Annotated in this window: 14 protein-coding genes and 1 riboswitch; of the genes, 2 read left to right on the top strand and 12 right to left on the bottom strand. The window is 52.9% G+C overall.

The genetic code is table 11. From position 1 onward, the window contains the following. Nucleotides 1–450: 450 nt before the first annotated feature. The 4 genes from METMI_RS25595 to METMI_RS0115665 form a co-directional block, all read right to left on the bottom strand. Complete coding sequence (locus METMI_RS25595; protein WP_019867245.1) at nt 451–2,676, bottom strand: PAS domain S-box protein; 2,226 nt, start codon at nt 2,674–2,676, stop codon at nt 451–453. Then, on the bottom strand, nt 2,673–5,645 hold the full coding sequence (locus tag METMI_RS25590; RefSeq protein ID WP_019867244.1) for a PAS domain-containing protein: 2,973 nt from the start codon (nt 5,643–5,645) through the stop codon (nt 2,673–2,675). The genes METMI_RS25595 and METMI_RS25590 overlap by 4 nt, the downstream gene beginning before the upstream one ends. Nucleotides 5,646–5,791: 146 nt before the next feature. Continuing rightward, nucleotides 5,792–6,892 (bottom strand): response regulator, encoded by a 1,101-nt coding sequence (locus tag METMI_RS0115675; protein WP_019867243.1) that lies wholly within the window; start codon nt 6,890–6,892, stop codon nt 5,792–5,794. 345 nt (nt 6,893–7,237) lie between these two features. After that, on the bottom strand, nt 7,238–9,742 hold the full coding sequence (locus METMI_RS0115665; RefSeq protein WP_019867242.1) for a glycogen/starch/alpha-glucan phosphorylase: 2,505 nt from the start codon (nt 9,740–9,742) through the stop codon (nt 7,238–7,240). A gap of 171 nt (nt 9,743–9,913) precedes the next feature. Between METMI_RS0115665 and METMI_RS0115660 the strand changes: the two genes are divergently transcribed. After that, on the top strand, nt 9,914–12,298 hold the full coding sequence (locus METMI_RS0115660; protein ID WP_019867241.1) for a calcium-binding protein: 2,385 nt from the start codon (nt 9,914–9,916) through the stop codon (nt 12,296–12,298). Between the two features lie 47 nt (nt 12,299–12,345). On the opposite strand, the gene METMI_RS0115655 is transcribed toward METMI_RS0115660, so the two are convergent. The 3 genes from METMI_RS0115655 to METMI_RS0115645 form a co-directional block, all read right to left on the bottom strand. After that, nucleotides 12,346–12,909: a hypothetical protein gene (locus METMI_RS0115655; RefSeq protein ID WP_019867240.1), complete on the bottom strand. Its 564-nt coding sequence runs from the start codon at nt 12,907–12,909 to the stop codon at nt 12,346–12,348. 85 nt (nt 12,910–12,994) lie between these two features. Next, the gene (locus METMI_RS0115650) at nt 12,995–14,845 is read right to left on the bottom strand and encodes a TonB-dependent receptor domain-containing protein (protein WP_019867239.1); all 1,851 of its coding nucleotides are present in this window, start codon (nt 14,843–14,845) and stop codon (nt 12,995–12,997) included. A gap of 165 nt (nt 14,846–15,010) precedes the next feature. Continuing rightward, nucleotides 15,011–15,217, bottom strand: a riboswitch (cobalamin riboswitch). Nucleotides 15,218–15,370: 153 nt separating this feature from the next. After that, the gene (locus METMI_RS0115645; protein ID WP_019867238.1) at nt 15,371–16,930 is read right to left on the bottom strand and encodes an alkaline phosphatase D family protein; all 1,560 of its coding nucleotides are present in this window, start codon (nt 16,928–16,930) and stop codon (nt 15,371–15,373) included. Between the two features lie 83 nt (nt 16,931–17,013). Between METMI_RS0115645 and METMI_RS0115640 the strand changes: the two genes are divergently transcribed. Next, nucleotides 17,014–17,694: a glutathione S-transferase gene (locus METMI_RS0115640; RefSeq protein WP_232215237.1), complete on the top strand. Its 681-nt coding sequence runs from the start codon at nt 17,014–17,016 to the stop codon at nt 17,692–17,694. A 10-nt stretch (nt 17,695–17,704) separates the two neighbouring features. Here METMI_RS0115640 and METMI_RS0115635 read toward each other — a convergent pair whose 3' ends face one another. Genes METMI_RS0115635 through METMI_RS0115615 form a run of 5 tightly spaced genes read right to left on the bottom strand, consistent with a single transcriptional unit; the run spans nt 17,705 to nt 21,271 of the window. After that, nucleotides 17,705–18,208 carry a bifunctional adenosylcobinamide kinase/adenosylcobinamide-phosphate guanylyltransferase gene (locus METMI_RS0115635; RefSeq protein WP_019867236.1) on the bottom strand — a complete coding sequence of 168 codons (504 nt, stop codon included), beginning with the start codon at nt 18,206–18,208 and terminating at the stop codon, nt 17,705–17,707. Continuing rightward, nucleotides 18,208–19,608 carry a cobyric acid synthase gene (locus tag METMI_RS0115630; protein ID WP_019867235.1) on the bottom strand — a complete coding sequence of 467 codons (1,401 nt, stop codon included), beginning with the start codon at nt 19,606–19,608 and terminating at the stop codon, nt 18,208–18,210. Before METMI_RS0115630 ends, METMI_RS0115635 begins: the two co-directional genes overlap by 1 nt. After that, the gene (cobC, locus tag METMI_RS0115625) at nt 19,605–20,168 is read right to left on the bottom strand and encodes an alpha-ribazole phosphatase (RefSeq protein WP_019867234.1); all 564 of its coding nucleotides are present in this window, start codon (nt 20,166–20,168) and stop codon (nt 19,605–19,607) included. The genes METMI_RS0115630 and cobC overlap by 4 nt, the downstream gene beginning before the upstream one ends. Beyond that, entirely contained in the window at nt 20,153–20,923 is a 771-nt protein-coding gene (gene cobS / locus METMI_RS0115620; protein WP_019867233.1) for an adenosylcobinamide-GDP ribazoletransferase, read from the bottom strand. The genes cobC and cobS overlap by 16 nt, the downstream gene beginning before the upstream one ends. Nucleotides 20,924–20,935: 12 nt before the next feature. Further along, nucleotides 20,936–21,271 carry an STAS domain-containing protein gene (locus METMI_RS0115615; RefSeq protein ID WP_019867232.1) on the bottom strand — a complete coding sequence of 112 codons (336 nt, stop codon included), beginning with the start codon at nt 21,269–21,271 and terminating at the stop codon, nt 20,936–20,938. Nucleotide 21,272 lies beyond the last annotated feature (1 nt).

The raw sequence follows: 21,272 nt of genomic DNA, 5'->3' as shown, positions 1-21,272 counted from the left end.
CCGTTTGCCGCGCCGAGCACCGCAGGTTTTGTCGGGATCAGCCCGAATACCCGCAGGGCATAAAGGGCAGGAAGCCCCTTCTACCGACCCCCGACAAAACCGAGGAGCGCAGGATGAAGCGGCAACCGGGCCGCCTTTTCTTTGGATACTTTCTTTTCGACTGCATGGATGCCACCACTAAAGGGTGGTCTATGGACAGAGGTAGGGCAACGCAGGAGCAGTTGCCGAGGCGGCGCAAAAGAAAGTATCTCGCCGTCGGGTGCGAGAACCCGATTAAATAGTCGTCGCGATAGCGACTCACTATTTTTTATTTTCAATTTGCAGAAAATGTCTGCGTAATATCAAATGTTAAAAAACTTTTGGCCACTTACTGATAGGCTCCGGCACCTGCCCGCCCCAGCGTCGAAATAAAGGAAGCACTTGTTCCGGGTAAATCCAGGCCACCTTCCCTCACCTGATAGTAAAACTAAACACCGCCCCCTTGCCCATTTCCCCATGTGCCTCTATCGTGCCGCCGTGGCGATGGACAATGCGTTGTACGGTCGCCAAACCAATGCCAATTCCAGGGAATTCATCCTGACGGTGCAGGCGCTGGAAGGGCTGGAACAGGCGGCTGGCATACGCCATATCGAAACCGGCGCCATTGTCGGCGACACAGAAATAGCGCTTGCCATCACGTTCCTCGGCATAAACGCGGATATGCGGAACGGCGACATGCGCGGTATATTTCCAGGCATTTTCCAACAAGTTGGACATCAGCACTTCAACCATACGGACATCGCCACGGATTTGCAGGCCTGCCTCAACCTCCACAACAACTTGCCGCGGATTATTTTTTCCCAATTCCGCCAACAGGCGTCCGGCAAGGGCGGACAAGTTTATGTCACCCAATTGCAATTCGCCCCGCACGCTCCTCGACAACACCAACAAACCGTCGACCAAACCGCTCATTTTATTACTGGCGATATTGATTTGGTCCAAATACATTTTCGCTTCATCCTGCAGCTGGTCGCCGTAATCTTCCAGCAACGCTTGGCTAAATCCGCTCATGGCGCGTAACGGCGCCCGCAAATCGTGGGAAACCGCGTAGGCAAAGGCATCAAGTTCGCGGTTGGCGGCGGTCAATTCGGCGGTGCGTTCAACCACGCGCTGTTCCAATTCGGCGTTAAGGCGGCGGATGGCTTCCTGGTTCCGGTTCCGCTCGGCGATGTCCCGCAATATCACGGTGAACAGCTTGCCGCTGGCAATGTGGGCTTGGGAGATAGACGCTTCGATAGGGAACTCCTCGCCATTGGCGCGCAGGCCGCTGATCTCGCCCAATGCGCCCATACGCCGCGCGGTTGTGCCGACCTGTGAAAATCTCCGGATATTGTCCCCATGTGAATCGCGGAAACGTGGCGGGATGAGCCGCGCCAAGGGCTGCCCTATCGCCTCTGCCGGATCCAGGCCGAACACCTGCCCGGCGGCCGGGTTAAATAAGCGTATCTGCTGCTGTTCATCCACCGTTATGATTGCATCCATCGCCGAACCGATAATGTTCGCCAAGCGTTCTTCGCTTTCACGCAAGCCTTGCTCCATCTGTTTGCGCACGGTGATGTCCTGCACCGTGCCGTGCAGGATGATAACGTTGCCATTGGCATCCTGCACGGCTTTGCCACGGGCGGTGATCCAATGGCGGGCCCCGTCGCTACGCACGGTTTCAGCATCGCATTCGTAAGCCTCCCCTTCCGCCAGGCACTTCTCCACCGCCGCTGACAGCAGCGCCCAACTTTCAGGGCTAAAGTATTGCCGGACTTCCGAATAACTGGCCGGAGGCAAGCCGGGGTCCCGGCCATAGATACGGTAGATTTCCTCCGACCATGTTTGCGTGCCGGTTTGGACGTCCCATTGCCAGTTACCGATACCAGCCAAGGTTTGCGCTTCCCTCAAAGCCATCTCGCTGGCCTTAAGCTTAGCTTCCGCCGCTTTCCTGTCAGTGATGTCACGTAAACTGAGGACCACGCCTTGGATTTCCCCGTCCTGCCGGAAAGGCAGGTATTCAGTATCCAACACCCGTGGTTTGCCGTCAGGGAATGTGAGTTCGGCAATGCAGCGCTGCATCTCGCCGGACAAGGCGCGGTCAATATAGGGGGAGAGATGGGCGTACATGCCGGTACCGACAACGTCCGCCACTGGCCGTTGGCGTAACCCCTCAGGTGTTGTCCCAAACCTCCCGGCATAGGCAGGATTGGCCAGATGATAGCAACGTTCCGTGTTTATGAAGGCCAGCATATCGCTTGAAGTGGCGAAGATTTCCCCATAACGTTGCAATTCCGCTTGGGTGCGCTGGCGGACATCCATCAAATCGGCATTGACCTGCTGTTGCGCCCGCCGCAAACGCTCATGGGTGTCGCTGAACCAATAACCCATGGCCAGGAACAGGGCTACCGAATAATATCGGTTAGGGTTATCCACCGCCCAACTTAACTGCGGGGGGATAAAAAAATACCAGGCCATGGCGGTACTGATGACGGTGCTGGCCAAGCCACCACGGAGCCCGCCGAGGCGCGCACTGAAAAATACGGCAGGGTAGAACAGGAGCCAGACAAAAGGGGATAACCAAGGCCACAGCACCCATTGCAAGGCGAGTGCCAAAAAAGGCAGCAGGATCGCGAGGCCCCAGTTCTTGCCCATCATGGTTTTACCGTGGTTGCAGTTGCGGCATCCAGAAATGCCAATGGATAAGGCGGCTCTTGTCCAAGCTGCCGGCATAAGGCGTTGACTTGCTGCTTCAGTTCAATCATGTTTAGCTCACGCCCGACCATGGCGCGGTTGAAGCGTTGCAGTTCGGCGTTACGCTCAGCCAGTTCGCCAGTCTGCTGGCGTAAGGCCAATTCGGTGGCCTTGCGTTCGGTGATGTCGCGTGAAAGCACAATAAAATGCTGGAGATTGCCTTTTACACCGGATTTGCGGGCCACGGACAGCTCAAAATACCGCCCTTTCCCCGCCAGTTGTAAATTGATCGTGCGGCCATAGTCCGATCCCATCTGGCTTGCCGCCGCGAGTGATTCCATGACTGTCCGGGCCGCCTCTGGCGGTAGGACTTCATGCACAGTATGCCCTAGCAACTGTGCTGGAGGCGCGGCCAGCTGCTCTTCCTGGGTCGTTTTCACTTTGACATAGCGTCCGGTTTCATCCACCTCAAACAGCAAGTCGGGGACCGCTTGCAAGGTGGCGGACATATCATCGGTAAGCTGGCCCAAAGCTTCCTCCGCCTCTTTGCGTTCGGTGATGTTGGTATGGGTGATCACAGCCCCCTGTTTCCCTTCCCCCATCGGGGTGACGGTCAGGATGAACCAGCGTTGCCGCGTCGGTAAATGGCAGGGATATTCAAGGTTGAAGCTGGGAAGGCTCTTGTCGAGCACGGCCTGGATGCCGTCGTGGGCGGCCTGGCCCGCTCCTGAGTAAGGGCCTATGCTTTGCCGGCAGATGTCCAGGTATTTTGCGCCAACCCCAATAAACCCACCAGGATAAGCGGCATTGTCCTTGCCAAAACATTCCCAGGCCCTATTCACGGCGGTTATGGTGCCCTGATTGTCAAGCACGGCAATATGGGCGTTTACCGAATCCAAAATGGCATGTTTGAATTCCTCGCTTTCACGTAGCGTCATTTCTGCCTGTTTGCGCTCGGATATATTGTCGAACACGACCACGATCTGTTCCGCTTGCGGACTGAATACGGAAATGGAAAACCATATGCCCAAGGTCGGGACATAACTTTCAAATTGCCGGGCCGGGCCGCCTTTCGCCACTTCCCCAAAAATCTCCAACAAATCCCGATTGGTTTCAATGAAACCCGGGATAACCTCGCTGACGTGGCGGCCAACCACATCCTTAAGCCCGGTCAAAGCCTCAAACGCCTTATTGATTTTCAGGTAGCGGAAATCTTTGGCCTCGCCATGTTCATAAATCATCAGGCAATGGGCGTAGCCGTTCATCATATTATCGAATAAGGAGCGGTAGCTTTTCTCGCTGCTATGCAAGGCCATCTCCGCCTGTTTGCGCCCGGTGATGTCGCGTGAAATGCCAAAAATACCGATAATATTGCCTTGTTCATCCCGTAACGGCCCTTTGGTCGCCAAAAAAGTCCGTGGCCCGTTTGCCGTGCTGAGGGTTTCTTCGTGGGTATAGGATTGGTTTTCGGTGATCACCTGCCTGTTGATCCCCATCAGCCGTGCGGCCTGTTCGGCCGGGAAAATGGCCCGGTCATCTTGCCCTAGCACCTCTTCGGCCGGTTTGCCGACGAAATGGCTGGCGGCCGCATTGAACAAGATGTAGCGCCCATCCAAATCCTTGGCGAATATGGCGTCGTCGGAACTTTCGGCAATGGCGGCAAGCAGGTTTAGGGCCCGCAGGCGTTCAGCTTGGGATTGTTGCACGCTGTTGGCGATAACCAACGCCTCGCGTTGGCGTAACAGGTACAAACCACTGCCTGCCATGAACAGGAACAACAGGCCGACAAAACCCACCCAAATGCCGTCATTAAGGACTTCCGCATATAACTCGGACTGGTCTTGCTTGACCATAAGATACCAACTGGTGCCAGGGATGGAGCGTGCCACCCCGGATGATGGGACACCCCGGTAATCCATATCTTGGATGAGCTTGCCTAACGGCGCTTCGCCACGTAACACTTGCGCAAAAATCAGTTTGTCCGTGGTTATCGGCAGGTGCAGGTTAGCGGCCGAGCCTTTTTTATATTTTAGCTCGTTAAGGAAGAGCACTTGGTCGCCATCACGCCGGAACAACACCGTTTCGCCACTGATGCTCGGTATAGGCCACGTTTGTAAAGTGGGGAGCAGCCACTCCGCCAGGTCAATATGCAGGATGACGATGGCGGGGCTAGGCATGGCGGTAAGCGGGGCGACAAAATCTAACCGCACATGGCCGGTCAAATCACGGTAGGGGCCGACAAAGCCCACTTTGCGGCTTGAGGAGGCCAACTGCGCGGCCTCCTGCAAAGGCGGCGAAAGGTTGGCGGGCGAGGATGCGCTGCCCCAAATTTTTTCACCCTGGGTGTTGAGCAAGGAAATGGCGCAAAACCCACGGCTCTTGCGAAGTTGTTCCAAACGTTTCTGTAGGCGGCCTCCACTAAGCACATCGCCTGATTCTTGCCAACGTCGGTAATGGTCTGCAAAAAAATCGCTGGTCTGGACAAAATCCGCATCGCCTTGCCTTTCCGTGAGCCAATCGGCAATTTGCCGGGCCTTCAAATCGGCAATGGCTTGGAGGCGGATAGCTCCAGCTTCCTGGTGCTGGTTGAAGGCGTTGATAATACCCACACTGGTCAGCGTGATGATGACCACCGACAACCCTACAAAAGGCTTATACAACCGGCGGGAAACCATTGGCATGGCCGTCGTTTCCGGATCGGCACCTAACCAACGCCGCATCAGGCCATATAACAACAATGCGGTCACGCCGACAAACAACCACCCTTTAAACATGCCGACCAGGATAATTTGCCCGGGGTCACTAAAGACCATTTGCATCAGCTTATCAGACAGGAGTATCCATAAACCAGAAAACAGGGTGTAAACCAACACTACGGTCAAAATCCTGTCGCGGCGGGTTGCTACAAGTTGGTTGGCAATAACGGGGGGCATATTGGCTCACAAACTGTGATGAATTAACGGACTCGGTGGTTCAGCCATATCCTTTAGCCATGATGTTATCACTAATTAAAATATTTATGGAATCATATACTTAATTATATTAGGCAAACCGATACGGATAAGCCCGATGGGCGCATTTAGTCTGGTTCAGGGTCGCGGTGACGTTCATGGATGTCGCAGAAAGCATCGAAATGGGCCAGAAACATATCAACCATGTCCGGATCGAAATGCTGCCCGCGCCCGGCTAAAAGGATGCGTTGGACTTCTTCAAGGGGCATTGGGTTTTTGTAGACGCGGCGGGAAATCAACGCGTCAAAGACATCCGCCAAGGCCATGACCCGTGCCGAAACCGGGATGGCGTCACCTTTAAGGCCATCCGGATAACCGCTCCCATCCCATTTCTCATGGTGCCAATGGGCGATTTCTTTAGCCAAGGCTAGGAATTCCACCTTAAGGCTTGCATCGCGTTCTGCGGTTTCAATAGCCTCGCTGCCTAGATAGGCATGGGTTTTCATCACGGCCCATTCCTCCGGTGTGAGCGGGCCCGGTTTTTGTAAGATACAGTCAGGAATGCCCACTTTGCCAATGTCATGAAGCGGTGCCGAACGGGCGAGGATTTGAATATAGTGGTCGGTCAATATTTCCGCAAAACGCGGTAGCGCCCTTAATTCTTGGGCCAGTTTCTGGACATAGTGTTGGGTGCGCAAAATGTGGTTGCCGGTTTCCGGATCACGGATTTCTGCAAGATGCGCCAAGGCGCGGATGCTCACTTCCTGGATCAGCTCGCTTTCGGTGATGCGGTTTGATACTTCGGCTTCCAAATAGCTATTTTGTTCGCGTAACCAATCACGCGCCCGTTTCAGTTCCAGATGGGTGCGGACACGGGATAACAATACGGTGGGTATGATGGGCTTGGCGATGTAATCTAAAGCCCCCATTTCCAAACCACGCAACTCGGATTCAGTGTTATCCATTGCCGTGACAAAAATCACCGGGATGTAAGCGGTGGCGGGGTCTTTACGCAAGTGCTCAAAAGCTTGATAACCATCCATTTCAGGCATCATCACATCCAGCAGGATCAAGTCCGGGCAAGGCAAGGTGGCGGCGATACGCAAGGCTTTCGGCCCTGAATTGGCCACGCGCACGCGGTATAGCGGCTGTAGCAATTCACTGAGGACAGCCAAATTTTCTGGCGCGTCATCTACGATCAATATCGTAGGCGTAAATTCATCCGGCATGGCTCCCCTCCCCCTAGTCGTTTTTTGTTTTGATCTGTAGCCACAACCCCAGGATACAACCGTAGTTACCCCGATTAAAAAAGCCCGCCAAAGCGTTCCAGGCTTTTTAATCTGGCCAGGAACGGGAATATCCCCTGTGCCGTTAAACAAATAAAGCAACTAGCTTTGATTTGGCAATCCATAACCTACCTTATTTGCCGGAATAGGCCAAGGGCGGATGCGCCGCCCTTACGGCGCGGCCCGCTTATGCCTTTTGGGTATGCCGGGAGGGGGCCTTTACAAAATTGGGCTGGCATTTATTAGGTATGGGCCGTAACGGGCGCCCATACCCAATGGCAGGGATGTTTAACGGGATGCAATAGGCACAGGCGTCAAATGCCAGATTTCCCGGTTGTATTCGTTGATCGTGCGGTCAGTAGAAAACTTGCCGCTTCCGGCACAATTTAAAATGCTCATTTTGGTCCAGCGGTCTTTATCCCGATAAGCATGTTCCACCTGTTTTTGCGCGTCAACAAAACTCCGGAAATCGGCAATGGTCATCCACGGGTCATTAGGGCTCTTCAAGGCGGCAATCACGGCGTCAAATATGCCGGATTCAAACTGGTTAAAATGCCCGCATTCCAACAGGTTCATGACCCGTTTCAAATCTTCGTCCTGGCTGATCATCGTCACCGGATCGTAATGATGGCGTAATTGCTCGACCTGTTCTTCGGTCAGCCCGAACAGGAAGAAATTTTCATCGCCAACTTCTTCACGGATCTCGATATTCGCGCCATCCAACGTACCAATCGTCAACGCCCCGTTCATCATGAATTTCATGTTGCCCGTGCCGGAAGCTTCCTTACCGGCGGTGGAGATTTGTTCGGACAAGTCGGCGCCAGGACAAATTTTTTCCATCGCGGAAACCCGGTAATTAGGCAGGAAAACCAGTTTTAATTTATCGCCGACATCAGGGTCATGGTTAATCACCGATCCTACGTTATTGATAAGTTTAATGATTTTTTTCGCCATATAATAACCGGGCGCTGCCTTGCCGCCTATCAACACGCACCGGTTAGTCCAATTTACAGTATCACCACGCTTAATGCGGTCATACAGATGGATCACATGCAGGACATTAAGCAATTGGCGTTTGTATTCGTGGATACGTTTGACCTGGACATCGAACAAGGCATCGACGCTTAAATCGACATCCAATTCCTGTTTTTTAAAATCAATCAGCCTTTGCTTGGATTGTTGCTGGATCTCATACCAACGTTTACGGAATTGTTTATCGCCAGCTAAGGGTTCGAGCTTTTTTAGCACCGACAAGTCGGTCAGCCAACCATCACCCAACGTTTCGGTCAACAACGCGGCCAGTTCAGGGTTGCACGAGGCCAACCACCGTCTCGGCGTCACCCCGTTGGTTTTGTTGTTAAATTTTTTCGGCCACAATTCGTAGAAATCCCGGAATAGGCCTTGTTGCAGCAGTTTCGAATGCAATTCCGCGACACCATTGACCGAAAAACTGCCGACGATGGCCAAATAGGCCATCCGGACGTGTTGCTCTTGGCCTTCCTCAATCAATGACATGCGCCTTTGACGGCTAGTGTCGCCAGGCCAATGGGCGGAAACCTCGGCGAGGAAATGGACATTGATCTCAAAAATGATTTCCATCAATCTTGGCAATAACTGCTTGAACAAATTAACCGACCACCGCTCCAAGGCCTCGGGCAACAAGGTGTGGTTGGTGTAGGCCATGGTGTCACGGGTAATTTTCCAAGCGGCATCCCATGACAAACCATGGATGTCCAACAATATGCGCATCAATTCCGCAACCGCGACGCTCGGGTGCGTGTCATTTAACTGGAAGCAGTTTTTTTCGGCAAAATGCGTGAAGTCATGGCCATGGTCGCGCACCCAGGCCGCAATCACATCCTGCAAACTGGCGGATGCCAAGAGATATTGCTGGCGCAAGCGCAAGGCTTTCCCGTTTTCGTTGGCGTCGTTGGGATACAGCACCATCGTGATGTTTTCGGCGGTGTTCTTGGCCGCTACGGATTCGGCATAATCACCAGCGTTAAATTCCTGCAAGTCAAATTCTTCAGTGGCGGCGGCTTTCCACAACCGCAAGGTGTTTACCGTGCCATTTTTATAGCCCGGAACCGGGGTATCGTAAGGTATTGCCAAAATGTCATGGGTATCCACCCAACAGACCCTGACATTGCCATTTTCATCTAAATGCCTTTCGGTATGGCCACCAAATTTGATCCGGTAGGCATATTCGGAGCGTTCGATTTCCCAAATATTGCCATAACGCAGCCAATGGTCAGGTTTTTCGACTTGTTCGCCATTCACAATGGCTTGGCAGAACATGCCGTATTCATAACGGAGGCCATAGCCTGTCACCGGTAATTGCAAAGTCGCGCAACTGTCGATAAAACACGCCGCCAAACGCCCTAGGCCGCCGTTACCCAAACCTGCGTCCGGTTCGCTTTCAATCAGTTCTTCCATATCCAGGCCAACTTCATACATGGCTTTTTGGACCGCATCGGTAATGCCCAGGTTTAACATGGCGTTGCTGAGGGTACGCCCCATCAAAAACTCCATCGACAAATAATAGGCGCGTTTGCAACCTTGATCCCGGTAAGCATTATAGGTGTCTTTCCAGCGTTCTATCAGGCGGTCACTGACCACCAATGACAAAGCTTCATAAGCATAATGCGGTGACCGGCAGTTTTGGTCACGTCCCAAACGGTGGCTGTAATTACGTTTAAAATCGGCGACAATATCATTAACTTCCATCCCTAAATCCGGAACTAAAGTAATAGTGGATTTGGGCTGGCTTTTCTTAAAGACTTTATTTGGCATGATTCACTCGTTTTAACAGTTGATATGAAGGTTTTCCTTTGCATTTTACCAAGTTAAGCAAAAAGTTTCTGTCTATTAAATTTAGGATCCGCTCTTGGCGCGATGGCAATCCGGCCACTTATTTTTATAGCGCTTTTCCCCCCAACAACTACTTTATAAAGGCATACAGTAATGGCAAATATGACAGGCACGGCTGCAGGCGAAACCTTGAATGGCACGGTTGCAGACGATCAAATTTTTGGCTTAGGCGGCAACGATATATTGTTCGGCAATGATGGCAATGATTACCTTGATGGGGGTGACGGCAACGATAGGCTAGAAGGGGGTAATGGCAATGACAACTATGTGGGGGGAAAAGGCCAGGACACGTTCATGATCAACCTCGAAGCCACGGATAGCAGTAACCAGATCAATGATTTTGAATTGGGTGTTGACCGTATTGACTTGACCAAGGTAGGGATTGCCGATTTCGCTTCCATCCAATCTATCTTAGGCAATGCCGGCGCCGGCAACAGTGGCTTCGGCATATACCGCAACGGTGTCTGGTTGACAACCGCCCTGCTGGGCGTCAACCAAGACGACCTGATCGCCAGCGATTTTATATTTTCCAGCCTCGTCAGCAATGACACTAAAACCGGCGGGGATTTGATTGATTATCTTTTTGGAGGCCTAGGTAACGACAAGGTGATGGGGGGGCTGGGCGATGACCGCCTGTTTGGGGAAGGCGGCGATGATATTTTGTACGGCAATTCCGCCGGGGCCGTCAACGGGGTCAATGATGGCTCCGACCTCTTGTATGGTGGCGGCGGCAATGATTTATTGTTTGGTGGCGGTGGCCGCCCCGGAACATCGGAAGGGGACCAGTTGTTTGGTGGTGACGGCAATGACCGCCTGGACGGCGGCGCGGGGCCGGATTTTATGACGGGCGGCACGGGAAGCGACACGTTTGTCATAGCGCCTGAAAACAGCACCCAAGACGACAGCATTTTGGATTTCGACCTCTTCCAGGACAAACTGGATGTGTCCGCACTGGGCATCAGCGATTTTGACACCATCAAAACCCTAAGCAGCATCACCACGGACTACAACATAGTGCTCATTTACAACACCTATGGCGCCAGGTCCGGGGTGTTTCTCAACGGTATCCTTCCAGGTAGCCTGGCCGCCAGCAATATCCTTTTTGCGTCGGCAAACACCAACAACATCATCGCCGGCGGGGGGCAAGACGATGATCTTTTTGGGGGCTTGGGCAATGACAAATTGTCTGGCGGCCTGGGCAATGACCGCCTCTTCGGCGAACAAGGCGATGACCAATTATTTGGCAGCGACAGCAGCAATCCGGCCGGGAGCGACAGGGACTACCTCTATGGGGGCGCAGGCAACGACAAATTGTTGGGTGGCGGCGATAATGACACCCTGCTGGGTGGCAGTGGGGATGACACCCTGACGGGCGGCAGCGGCAATGACAAACTGGACGGCGGCAGCGGTTCCGATACGGCCAGCTATATTGATTCAACCTCCGCCGTGACCATCAGCCTATGGAACAACACCATATCCGGTGGCGATGCCTTTGGCGACACCCTCATTAATATCGAAAATATCACCGGCAGCAAATTTGCGAACGACACCTTGGTCGGCAATGCCCAGGCGAATGTGCTGGACGGTTCGGGCGGAGCCGATATTATGAATGGCCGCGAAGGCAACGACACGTATTTCGTCGACAATTTTGGGGACCGGATTAGTGACCGCTCAGGCATAGACACGGTCAACAGCGCCTTTAGCTATACCTTAAGCCCCAATCTGGAAAACCTAAACCTTTTGGGGACGGGCCCGCTAAACGGCAATGGCAATGCGCTTAACAATACCATCGCCGGGAATGCAGCCAACAATACGCTGAATGGTTTTGATGGTGTGGACACCGTTTCCTACTTTAACGCTTCAGCGGCGGTCACCGTTAACCTTGGCAACAATAGTGCGCAAAACACCTTAGGGGCAGGCATAGATACCTTGCTGAATTTTGAAAACCTGACGGGCGGTGCCTTTAACGACACCTTGCTAGGCAATGGCAATAACAATGTGCTGAACGGTAATGCGGGCGGGGATAGGTTGACCGGAGGTGGCGGCGCAGACACTTTTGTCTTTAACAGCAAAATCGGTTCCGACACCGTGGCTGATTTTGCCACAAATGCCGATAAGCTACAGTTTAGCCAATTAGGAATCCGTATCGGCGATGGCGATACGCTGGTTGAAGGCGGGACGGTTAGGGGGTTTGGTTCAGGCGGTTTCGCCAATAATGCGGAGCTGGTGATCATGCAACAAAACGTTGCTGGCGCCATCACCACGACCAGCGCCGCCCTTGCCATCGGTTCGGCAAACTCAAGCTACGCTTTGGGGCAAACAGTTTTGTTTGTTGTCGATAATGGGGCTGCGACAGGATTGTTTTTATTTTCCGCCACTAACACCGATGCGCAAGTATCGGCGGGTGAGCTTAGCCAGATTGCACTCATTGGCAATACCGCCGCCACCGCTTTGACGGACTACGGGTTCATTGCCTAAAAACAACCCCGGCAGGTTTCACAAACCTGCCGGGGTTTATGCCGCTATTAAACCGTTTTATGCTCGCCCGCAACCTGCAACAAAACCCGTGCCGCCTTAACCGCCGCCAAGCTTGCCACTGCGTAAGCCACCGCCCAACCGACATAAGCGGGCAAATATTTGGCGATTGCCAAACTGTAACTGGCCACTGGCATATCCGCGTAACGCCCAGAAAACAAGAAAAAACTGCCGTTGGAAATGACGAAGGCCACTATTGCCGATAAGGTTACCGAAGCTGCAAACACCGCCCACTCCTGTTTTCCTGAAGCCGCCAAAGTCCGGCAAAACCGCCCCGCCGACCACATCACGCCATAAGTGGGTATTAAGAACACATAAGCGGGTGACATGCACCAATCGCTGACATTAAATTGGTTGATCGCCAGATAATCCAACAGCCCTGCCGCCAATAGCAAACCCGCCAACCACATGCGGTTGCTGACATATAAACCCGCCAAAAAAAACACGGCTAAGGATGCGTCCGGCAACGACCAAGCCGAGCCGAAATGATGCACCCGTGTAACCGCCATCAGTGCAAGTAAAGGGACAATTGCCGTGTTCAAGGTTAATTTCATAAGGTTTCTCCTAAATTAAATAAGTGGCATCGCATCGCCCATCAACAGTCCGGTCCCGCAATGGGCAACGCCAATACCGTGTAGCTTAATGGTTATAATGCACGGACACAAAAAAGTTTCGGTCCGGCGTGTTGTAACCATTCGCCGTTTGATAATTCTCATCCAACAAATTGTTCAACTTGCCGCTCAGCATCCAGCTTTTATTGATATGCCACGCCGTGCGCAAATCCACCGTGACGAAGCCATGCAGGTTGACCCGGGAGCTTGGGAAGGTGTTGTAATCAATGTCAGGACGGTCGCCTTGAGCCAGCACATTAGCCCCGACATCAATCTGACCAAAAGAGCGCGACACGTCAAAAGACAAGGATTTGTCGCTACGCCGTTGCAAACGCAAACCCGTCGCCACATCAACCGGATCCAGCAAATTCAAGTTCAGCTTCTGATGCCAGCCTAACAGGTCTGTGGTTATTTGCGCTTCGATACCTTCAATACGCGCCTTATCGACATTAACGGGCGGCCACCCGGAGATCAATTGCTCGACATCGGTATGATAGGCCCGCAATTCCCATTGCCAACGGCCTTGCCCCCCGGCCAAGCCCACTTCAAATGATTGTGATTCTTCCGGCTTCAGATTCGGGTTGCCGTGACCATAACCATCAAATGGGTAATATAATTCGTTAAACGTTGGGGCTTTAAAAGCATTGCCGAAACTGGCGAAAGGGCTGATACCGAAGGCGGAATTATAACGCCATCCAATATTGCCAGTGGCATAATCACCAAACGCTTCATTTTTGTCGCCGCGCACTGAAGCGTTAATAAAATGACGGTCAAACAAGCGGCTGTGCAATTCCGTAAACAAGCCGGCATCGTAACGGGAATGCCGGGCATACGTATCAAAACCTGCGATGTAGGGGACTATATCGCTGTTTTCAACCTCATCCAAACGATAGTCAGCACCAACCGTCAGTTGATGGGCGTCGCTTAGCTGCACTTGGTTCAACCAACTGGCATTCCAGCGGGTCGTGTCATAACGGTTCTCGAAGCTTCCATCAGGGAAAAAGGTGTCCAAATCATCCGAGCTCCGTCCTAAGCGCAAGAGGCTATGCCAATTTTCCAACACATCCATTTTTCCTGTTAGCCCCACCACTTGATTGACAAACGCCGAATTATCACCATAGCCAGGGTATGAATCGTATTCGTTTGTGCCTTGCGAGCGCATAAAAAACGCTTCGATTTCCGCATCATTGGCAAACCGATGCCCGACCCGCGCATTCATGCCCGTGTTTTCGTAACCGTCACGGTCAGGGTCGCTATTGCGTTTGGCATTAAAACCTTGTGAATCAATGTGTGACACCCCCAAGTTATACCAGTTTGCCCCTAGCTTGCCGCTCACCGTGCCCGCCGTGTGCGCCGTGTCATAAGATCCGCCGCCCGCTTGCAGCGAGACATGCGGCTTGTCATCATCAGGGTTGCCTTTGCGGGTAAAAATCTGGATGACCCCGCCTATCGCTTCCGAACCGTACAAACTCGATAGCGGCCCACGGATAATTTCCACGCGCTCGATTTGGTCAATGGGGAGCAATTCATAAGGCGTCGTGCCAACCGTCGCAGAACCGACCCTAATGCCGTCAATCAACACCAGCACATGGCCTGGATTGGTGCCGCGCAAGAACAAGTCAGTGGTTTGCCCGTAACCGCCACTCTGGGCAATATCTAGGCCTAAGGTGCCTTTGAACAAATCCGGCAGGGTTTTGACTTGCAAGCGGTCAATGTCTTGACGGGTATAAACCGTCGCGCCTGCCGCGAGCTCGTTTTTGAGGGTTTCAGTCCGGGTTGCCGTGACAATGACACCCGGTAAATCAACTGGCTGTCTGGCATGGACGTTGGAGAAAGGGATGACAAGAACTGATAAGGATGTGGCTATAATTTTTTGCATGATGTCCTCTCGGCAATTGCTCCTGCATTGCTCTACCTCCTGCATCCATGCAGTCGTGCGCCGCCCGCGCATCGTGAAAATAAAATCACAGCGCGAAAACGACCACAAAAGAAGACCCATGTAAACCAGCGCAACAAAGCCTAATTTCGTAGACAGCCCGCCGCTGTGCCGAAGTGCTTTTAGGCCGGTCTCCGGGCTTACCAGTGGCTTATGGCCTGGCTTGTCACCTTCCCATGCTAAGCACAGTGGCATTACGACAAGCTTTTACTGGTTTACCGTTGCGGGGGCAGCGTCGGATTTGGGGTGGCCTCACCGACTTCCCGTTTAACCAGCGGACATTTGTCCACTGGAACCTGAAAGCAAGCGGTAATTATAGGTGTTTGTGGCAATAAAGCAACTTGGAGTTGCTATTCACCAACTTTTGAGGGATTTGAAGCGCGGCCTACTAAACCGCATTAAGCGGTCAGTAAGCCGACAATGTGAGAACTACGGTAAAGTTTTCTGTCCGTAGTGGTCAAAGCCTAATTATTCGGCAACCAGGGTTTTGCTGTACACAGAATCACCATTGATGTCTTTCAAATCAACTGTCATGGCTTTGCTGGTTTTGTCGATGTTGACATCGCCAAAAAATTGCAGGCCTGCATAAGGTGACAAGTTAGATTGGCCTGTTGGTGGGGCTTTATAAAACACCACTTGCGGGCCAAAGGTGGCGTCAGTCGAGTTAGGGCCGAATGAACCCGCGTTCAACGGGCCGGCGATGAACTCCCAGAAGCCATTGAAATTTGTTGATTGGGCTTTTGCAGGGTCGTAATAATGCGCCGCCGCGTAATGGACGTCAGCGGTCAACCAAACGATATTTTTGATGTTGTTGGCTTTAATGTTGCCCAACAAATCCGCCATTTCCAACTCACGGCCTAAAGCGGGGCCGTCGTTGCCGTTAGCGACCGCTTCCCAGAGTTTTGGCGGGTTATTGACAAAATCATCGCTGATGTTGAGGCCAATTGGCATATCGGCCGCAATCACCTTCCATACCGCAGTCGAGTCTTTCAAACCTTTTTCCAACCAGCTAACTTGCTCGGCACCCAAAAATGCCGTTTCGGCACTTTGTTCAGTTTGCAGGTTATTGGTGTTGGGGCCACGGTAGCTGCGCATGTCAATGACAAACACATCCAACAAGGGCCCATAAGACACTTTGCGGTAAACACGGCCAGGCTCTAAGGCGTTATTAGGGCGTTGTGCGCTGAATTCTTGGAATGCAGTGGCCGCCCTTGCCACCAATAAGGGCACGTCTTTTACGGTGTAGCGGGGATCGGCGCTCAAATCTTTTGAGTCTGACCAGTTGTTGACCACTTCATGGTCATCCCATTGCCAAATTTGTGGCACTTCGGCATTGAAGGCACGGACGTGGGTGTCCAATAAGTTGTATTTGTAACGGCCGCGGAATTCGGCTTGGGTTTCGGCGACTTTTGACACTTCAGGCGTGACCACGTTAGTCCAGATTTGACCGTTCTCAACGGTCTTGCTGGCCGGGATCACTCCATCCGCATAAATGTTGTCGCCGCTATGGATAAAAAATTGCGGTTTCACTTGGCGCATCGCTTCATAGATTTTCATGCCGCCGAACGCTTCGTTGATCCCAAAACCTTGGCCTGCCGTATCGCCACCCCAAACAAAGTGGACATTGTCGTTTTTTCCAATGGTATGGAAATGGCCCACCACGGGCGCGCTTTTGGTGCGGGCGTTCGTCAAATCTTCAAACCAGACTTTGACAAACACATCCTTGCCCAACGGTAATCCGGCCAATTCTTGTTTGGCGGTATAATCTGTATTGGGGAGCGCATAAGGGCCACGGACAGTTTTGGCATGGGTAAATTGCTCATCCAATGCGTATTCAACCATCATACGGGCGGGGCGGTTAGACCGGCTCCAAACCATGACCCGGCCATTTTGCAAATCACCAAATTGGATGCCCTGCTCCATGACCGGAGGCCTTGCCGCCAACACGGCAGAATCAATGGCCAAAGTGCCTGCGACAATTAACGGTAAAGCAAACAACAGACTACTGCGTGATTTCCTGATTTTCATGAAACGCCCTCATTGTGGGTTAATGGAACCCCCTAGTTAACCGTATCAAATTGACATGGCGATGAAGTTTATGTGTCAATTTCATGAATCCACCTCACAACCTATTATCCGCCCACGACATGGACACCGCCCTCCCCGTTTTATATAGCTTCCGCCGTTGCCCTTATGCCATGCGGGCGAGGCTCGCCATTGCCTATGCGGGCATCCGCACCGAAATCCGCGAAGTGGCGTTAAAAGGCAAGCCCCAGGAACTGCTGGCCATTTCGCCTAAGGCAACCGTTCCGGTGCTGCAATTGCCAAACGGGCAAGTGGTTGAGGAAAGTTTGGATATTATGCTCTGGGCTTTGGCGCAGCATGACCCTGAGGATTGGCTGGCATCTGCTGCTGACGCCATGCCGCTCATCCAGAGGAATGACGGCGGCTTTAAATATTATTTGGACCGTTACAAATACGCAGACCGTTACCCGGATTATCCGGCGCACCATTACCGTCAGCAAGGGGAAATGTTTTTGGCGGAACTGGAAAACCGCTTGGCATGCGGCGGGCACTTATGCGGCCAGGATTTTTCCATAGCCGATGCGGCGATTTTCCCGTTTGTCCGGCAGTTTGCGGCAGTGGACGGGCGGTGGTTCCAAGCGTCCGGCTATCCGGCATTGAAGCAATGGCTGGATAGCCTATTGGCGTCGGCGTTGTTTGATGCCGTGATGGGGAAATATCCGGTTTGGGTGGCGGGTTCACCGGGCGTGGTTTTTCCAGGGCGTTAAACCGGAAGGGCTATGGCTTCATCGCCAACATCAGGCCCGCACTGCAAAAAAACACCTTGTCACAATGCCCGCCCATCAGCTGCGCGGCCTTGCCCGACAAGTCGGCAAATTGCCGCGCCAAAGGGTTATCGGGGATAATGCCTAAACCCACTTCGTTATGGACAAACACGAAATCGCCCGGCAATTGCAAGGCCGCCTCCAACTCCTGCAAAATCGCCGCTTGTGAAAAACCATGATAAAGCCGGTTGTTCAGCCACATCGTCACGCATTCCACCAGCACCGGGCCTTGGCAAGCTTGTAAAGTTTTCAGCAGGTTAAGTGGCTCTTCCAAGGTGATGAACGCCGTTTGCCGACGTTCCTGGTGCACGGCGATACGCTGGCGCATTTCCGCATCCAACAATTCCGTCGTTGCTAAATAAAAGGGCTTGACGCCAACCGAACGCTCCAAGATATACGCTTCGGCCAAACGCGATTTGCCGCTTTTTACGCCGCCGATAAACAGGGTTTTCATCATCAGGAATCCTGTATGGCCCGCATAATTGCCTCCATATCCAAACACTCCACCACCATATCCGCAAACCCTTGGATTTCCGCATCCCGGTAGCCACCATAAGCATAGCCGCGATAATCGCGGTGGATAGACCGGAGATAATCCGTGCGGAAGTGATCATCATCAAACACCCCATGCACATGGGTACCGGCGATGCGGCCTTGCTGGTAAAACAGCGGATATTTCGCCAGCCGCCCGCAATGGATTTCATAACCGTTGATCGCCGGATAGCCAAACAGCGCATACGCACCCCGCGCCAGGATTTTTGGGTTTTGGTACACCACGCTGTCCGCAACCAGCCCCAAGCCTACTTCGGTGCTGGCCAGGCCATATTCCAAGGCATCGGGGTCATGCAGGGTTTGGCAAAGCAACTGGTAACCGCCGCACAGGCCAAAAATCGGTTTGCCAAATTGCTGCAAAGCTTCAAACAAACCTTGTGCTTTCAGCCAATGCAAATCGCGGATCACGGTTTTGCTGCCCGGCAATAGCACCATATCAAAACTATCCAGCGGACGGCCGGTTTCCACCATCACCACTTCCACTTCATTGTCCGCCATCAGCACATCCAAATCATTGTAATTGCTCAGGCCTGGGTAGGCGATCACGGCGATACGGATTTTCACCGCACCCAAACGCTGCCGGTAATTGCTTAAGGACTGCGAATCTTCCATGTCGATATTCAGGCTACGGTAGGGGATGACGCCCAGCACAGGGACACCGAAACGTTCGCGGATAATGGTTTCGCCGTCATCAAAAAAGCGGCGGTCGCCACGGAATTTATTGATGACCACACCGACCAAATTCCCGCGCATGACCGGATCCATCAACGCCAAGGTGCCGTAAATGGACGCAAACACGCCGCCGCGTTCGATGTCGGCAACGAGGATATTTTGTGTCTGGAACGTTTTCGCGATGAAGGTATTGGACAAATCCTTATCCAGCAGATTTAGCTCGACGGGCGAGCCTGCACCTTCGGCAATCACCACATCATAATCGCGTTGCAATTGCGTAAATGCCTGGGTGACCACCTGTTCCAAGTTACCAATGTTATCGTAGTAATCGGCAACCGATTGGTTTTGGTACACCACGCCATTGACGATGACCTGCACGCCGCCGCCACCGTGCGCTTTCAGCAACACCGGATTGAACAAAAAGCTCGGCCCGACCCGCGCCGCTTCCGCTTGCAGGCATTGCGCCCTGGAAATTTCGAGGTTTTCTATTGTGACGGCGGAATTGTTGGAGACGTTCTGCGCTTTAAACGGCGCGACTTTCAGGCCACGATCCGCAAAAATCCGGCACAAAGCCATGGCCAAGGTGGTTTTTCCGGCATCGGAACTGGTGCCAAAAACGGCGAGTGGTTTCATTGGTTGAGGGTGTCTATGTAAGTGTACGCAGGGGTGTAATGCAGCTTATGCACGGAACCCAAGGCGATACGGAACTGGAAGGCATTGGCTAAAGGCAAGGCCAAGACCTGCGCCAATAAGGCACGGATAGTTCCGGCATGGGTGACGACCACCACCAGCGGCGCGTCTGTTTGGGTCAAATCCCGCCAAAAATCGCCCGCACGGTGGTACAAATCGGTAAAGCTTTCGCCATTAGGCGGGGCGATATGGACAAAATTATCGGCCCAATGCCGCAACGCCTCGATTTCAATCGCGTCAAACAGGATATTTTCCCAATCGCCGAAATTGATTTCCAACAACCGTTCGTCACGCTGCACATTATTGGACAAACACTCCGCAAGTTGCAGGCAACGGCTTAACGGGCTGCAAAACACCGGGCAACCGGGGGGCAAATCCGGCAATTTGGCGCGTATTTTGGCCAGTTCACCGGCAAAGTCACCGTCCAGCGCAATATCCGTGCGCCCGTAGCACAATCCTGTTGGCGCGACGGTTTTGCTATGGCGGATCAAATAAATGTCCATAAGGCGCTGGCCCCCAAATAAAACACCACTTCCGCCACTTGCTGGCTTGCGCCCAGGCAATCCCCCGTATAACCGCCGATGTGGCGGTGGAAATACCGCCCCAACAGCCCGTTCACCAATAGCACCGGAAGGGCCGCCAGCCAACAGCCCGTCGGCAACAGCAACACCGGCGACACTGCGCACACACCAGCAAAGCCCAAATCTTTAGCGCTAGGCTTAAACACCGCCGCCGCGCCTTTACTGCTATCCACCCGTGCATAATCATATCGCCGCATCAACAACAACGGCGGCAGACGGCTGACGCTATGCCCCGCCCACAACACCAACGGCACGGCGGCGGCAGGCATAGCGGACAAGACACTGGCTTTTAACAGCAGCAACAAGCCAATGCCCATCGCCCCATAAGCCCCCACCTGCGAATCCTTCATAATATCCAAAATCCGTTGCTTGCCCCATCCACCGCCAAAACCATCACAAACATCAGCAAAACCATCTTCATGGAATGCACCCGTCATGAAAATTCCGGCGGTTATGGAAAGGATAACCGCGGTCATCGGCGGCCATACCAACACCGCCAGATAAAACACCAACGCACAAACACCGCCGGCCACCCAGCCGACTAAGGGCAGGTAGATACTGGCTTGGGGGAGTTTTTGGTAATCCAGGTGAAGCGGGGTGGGCAAGCGGGTGTAGAAGCTTAGGGCGAGCAAAAATAAGCCAAGGCAACTGTGCAAACGGAGATAAAGGTTGGCCATGAAAACTTTGGTTCAGGCCAGCGTGGCAAGGGCTTCGCTTACCGAGTTTTCTATTTTGAACAGGTCGTTGAAACCGGACATTTCAAATACTGACCGGACATTGCCATTGACGTTCGCAAAACAGACCTTGCCATCTTTTGCGTTCAGCAGCTTGGCCATAACGAGCAGCCCGCGCAAGCCGGCGCTGCTGATGTAGTCAAGCCGGGCAAAATCCACCACAAACCGGCTATTGCCGCCGTCAATCAAGGCACGGATTTGTTTTTCATACTCTGGCGCGGTGACCGTGTCCAGCCTGCCTCCGACTGAAACAATGAGGGTGCCAGCTTCGTTTTTTGTCTTAAAATCCATA

The sequence above is a fragment of the Methylovulum miyakonense HT12 genome (genome assembly GCF_000384075.1).
Classification (GTDB): Bacteria; Pseudomonadota; Gammaproteobacteria; order Methylococcales; family Methylomonadaceae; genus Methylovulum; species Methylovulum miyakonense.
This window is presented reverse-complemented; position numbering and strand designations above follow the sequence as displayed.

Bases quoted from the DNA above. Each gene is read 5' to 3' on its own strand.
- METMI_RS0115635 (WP_019867236.1), bottom strand. From the start codon at position 18,208: ATGATGAAAACCCTGTTTATCGGCGGCGTAAAAAGCGGCAAATCGCGT.
- cobC (WP_019867234.1), bottom strand. From the start codon at position 20,168: ATGGACATTTATTTGATCCGCCATAGCAAAACCGTCGCGCCAACAGGA.
- METMI_RS25595 (WP_019867245.1), bottom strand. From the start codon at position 2,676: ATGATGGGCAAGAACTGGGGCCTCGCGATCCTGCTGCCTTTTTTGGCA.
- METMI_RS0115660 (WP_019867241.1), top strand. From the start codon at position 9,914: ATGGCAAATATGACAGGCACGGCTGCAGGCGAAACCTTGAATGGCACG.
- METMI_RS0115675 (WP_019867243.1), bottom strand. From the start codon at position 6,892: ATGCCGGATGAATTTACGCCTACGATATTGATCGTAGATGACGCGCCA.
- cobS (WP_019867233.1), bottom strand. From the start codon at position 20,923: ATGGCCAACCTTTATCTCCGTTTGCACAGTTGCCTTGGCTTATTTTTG.
- METMI_RS0115655 (WP_019867240.1), bottom strand. From the start codon at position 12,909: ATGAAATTAACCTTGAACACGGCAATTGTCCCTTTACTTGCACTGATG.
- METMI_RS0115615 (WP_019867232.1), bottom strand. From the start codon at position 21,271: ATGGATTTTAAGACAAAAAACGAAGCTGGCACCCTCATTGTTTCAGTC.
- METMI_RS0115645 (WP_019867238.1), bottom strand. From the start codon at position 16,930: ATGAAAATCAGGAAATCACGCAGTAGTCTGTTGTTTGCTTTACCGTTA.
- METMI_RS0115630 (WP_019867235.1), bottom strand. From the start codon at position 19,608: ATGAAACCACTCGCCGTTTTTGGCACCAGTTCCGATGCCGGAAAAACC.
- METMI_RS0115640 (WP_232215237.1), top strand. From the start codon at position 17,014: ATGAATCCACCTCACAACCTATTATCCGCCCACGACATGGACACCGCC.
- METMI_RS25590 (WP_019867244.1), bottom strand. From the start codon at position 5,645: ATGCCCCCCGTTATTGCCAACCAACTTGTAGCAACCCGCCGCGACAGG.
- METMI_RS0115665 (WP_019867242.1), bottom strand. From the start codon at position 9,742: ATGCCAAATAAAGTCTTTAAGAAAAGCCAGCCCAAATCCACTATTACT.
- METMI_RS0115650 (WP_019867239.1), bottom strand. From the start codon at position 14,845: ATGCAAAAAATTATAGCCACATCCTTATCAGTTCTTGTCATCCCTTTC.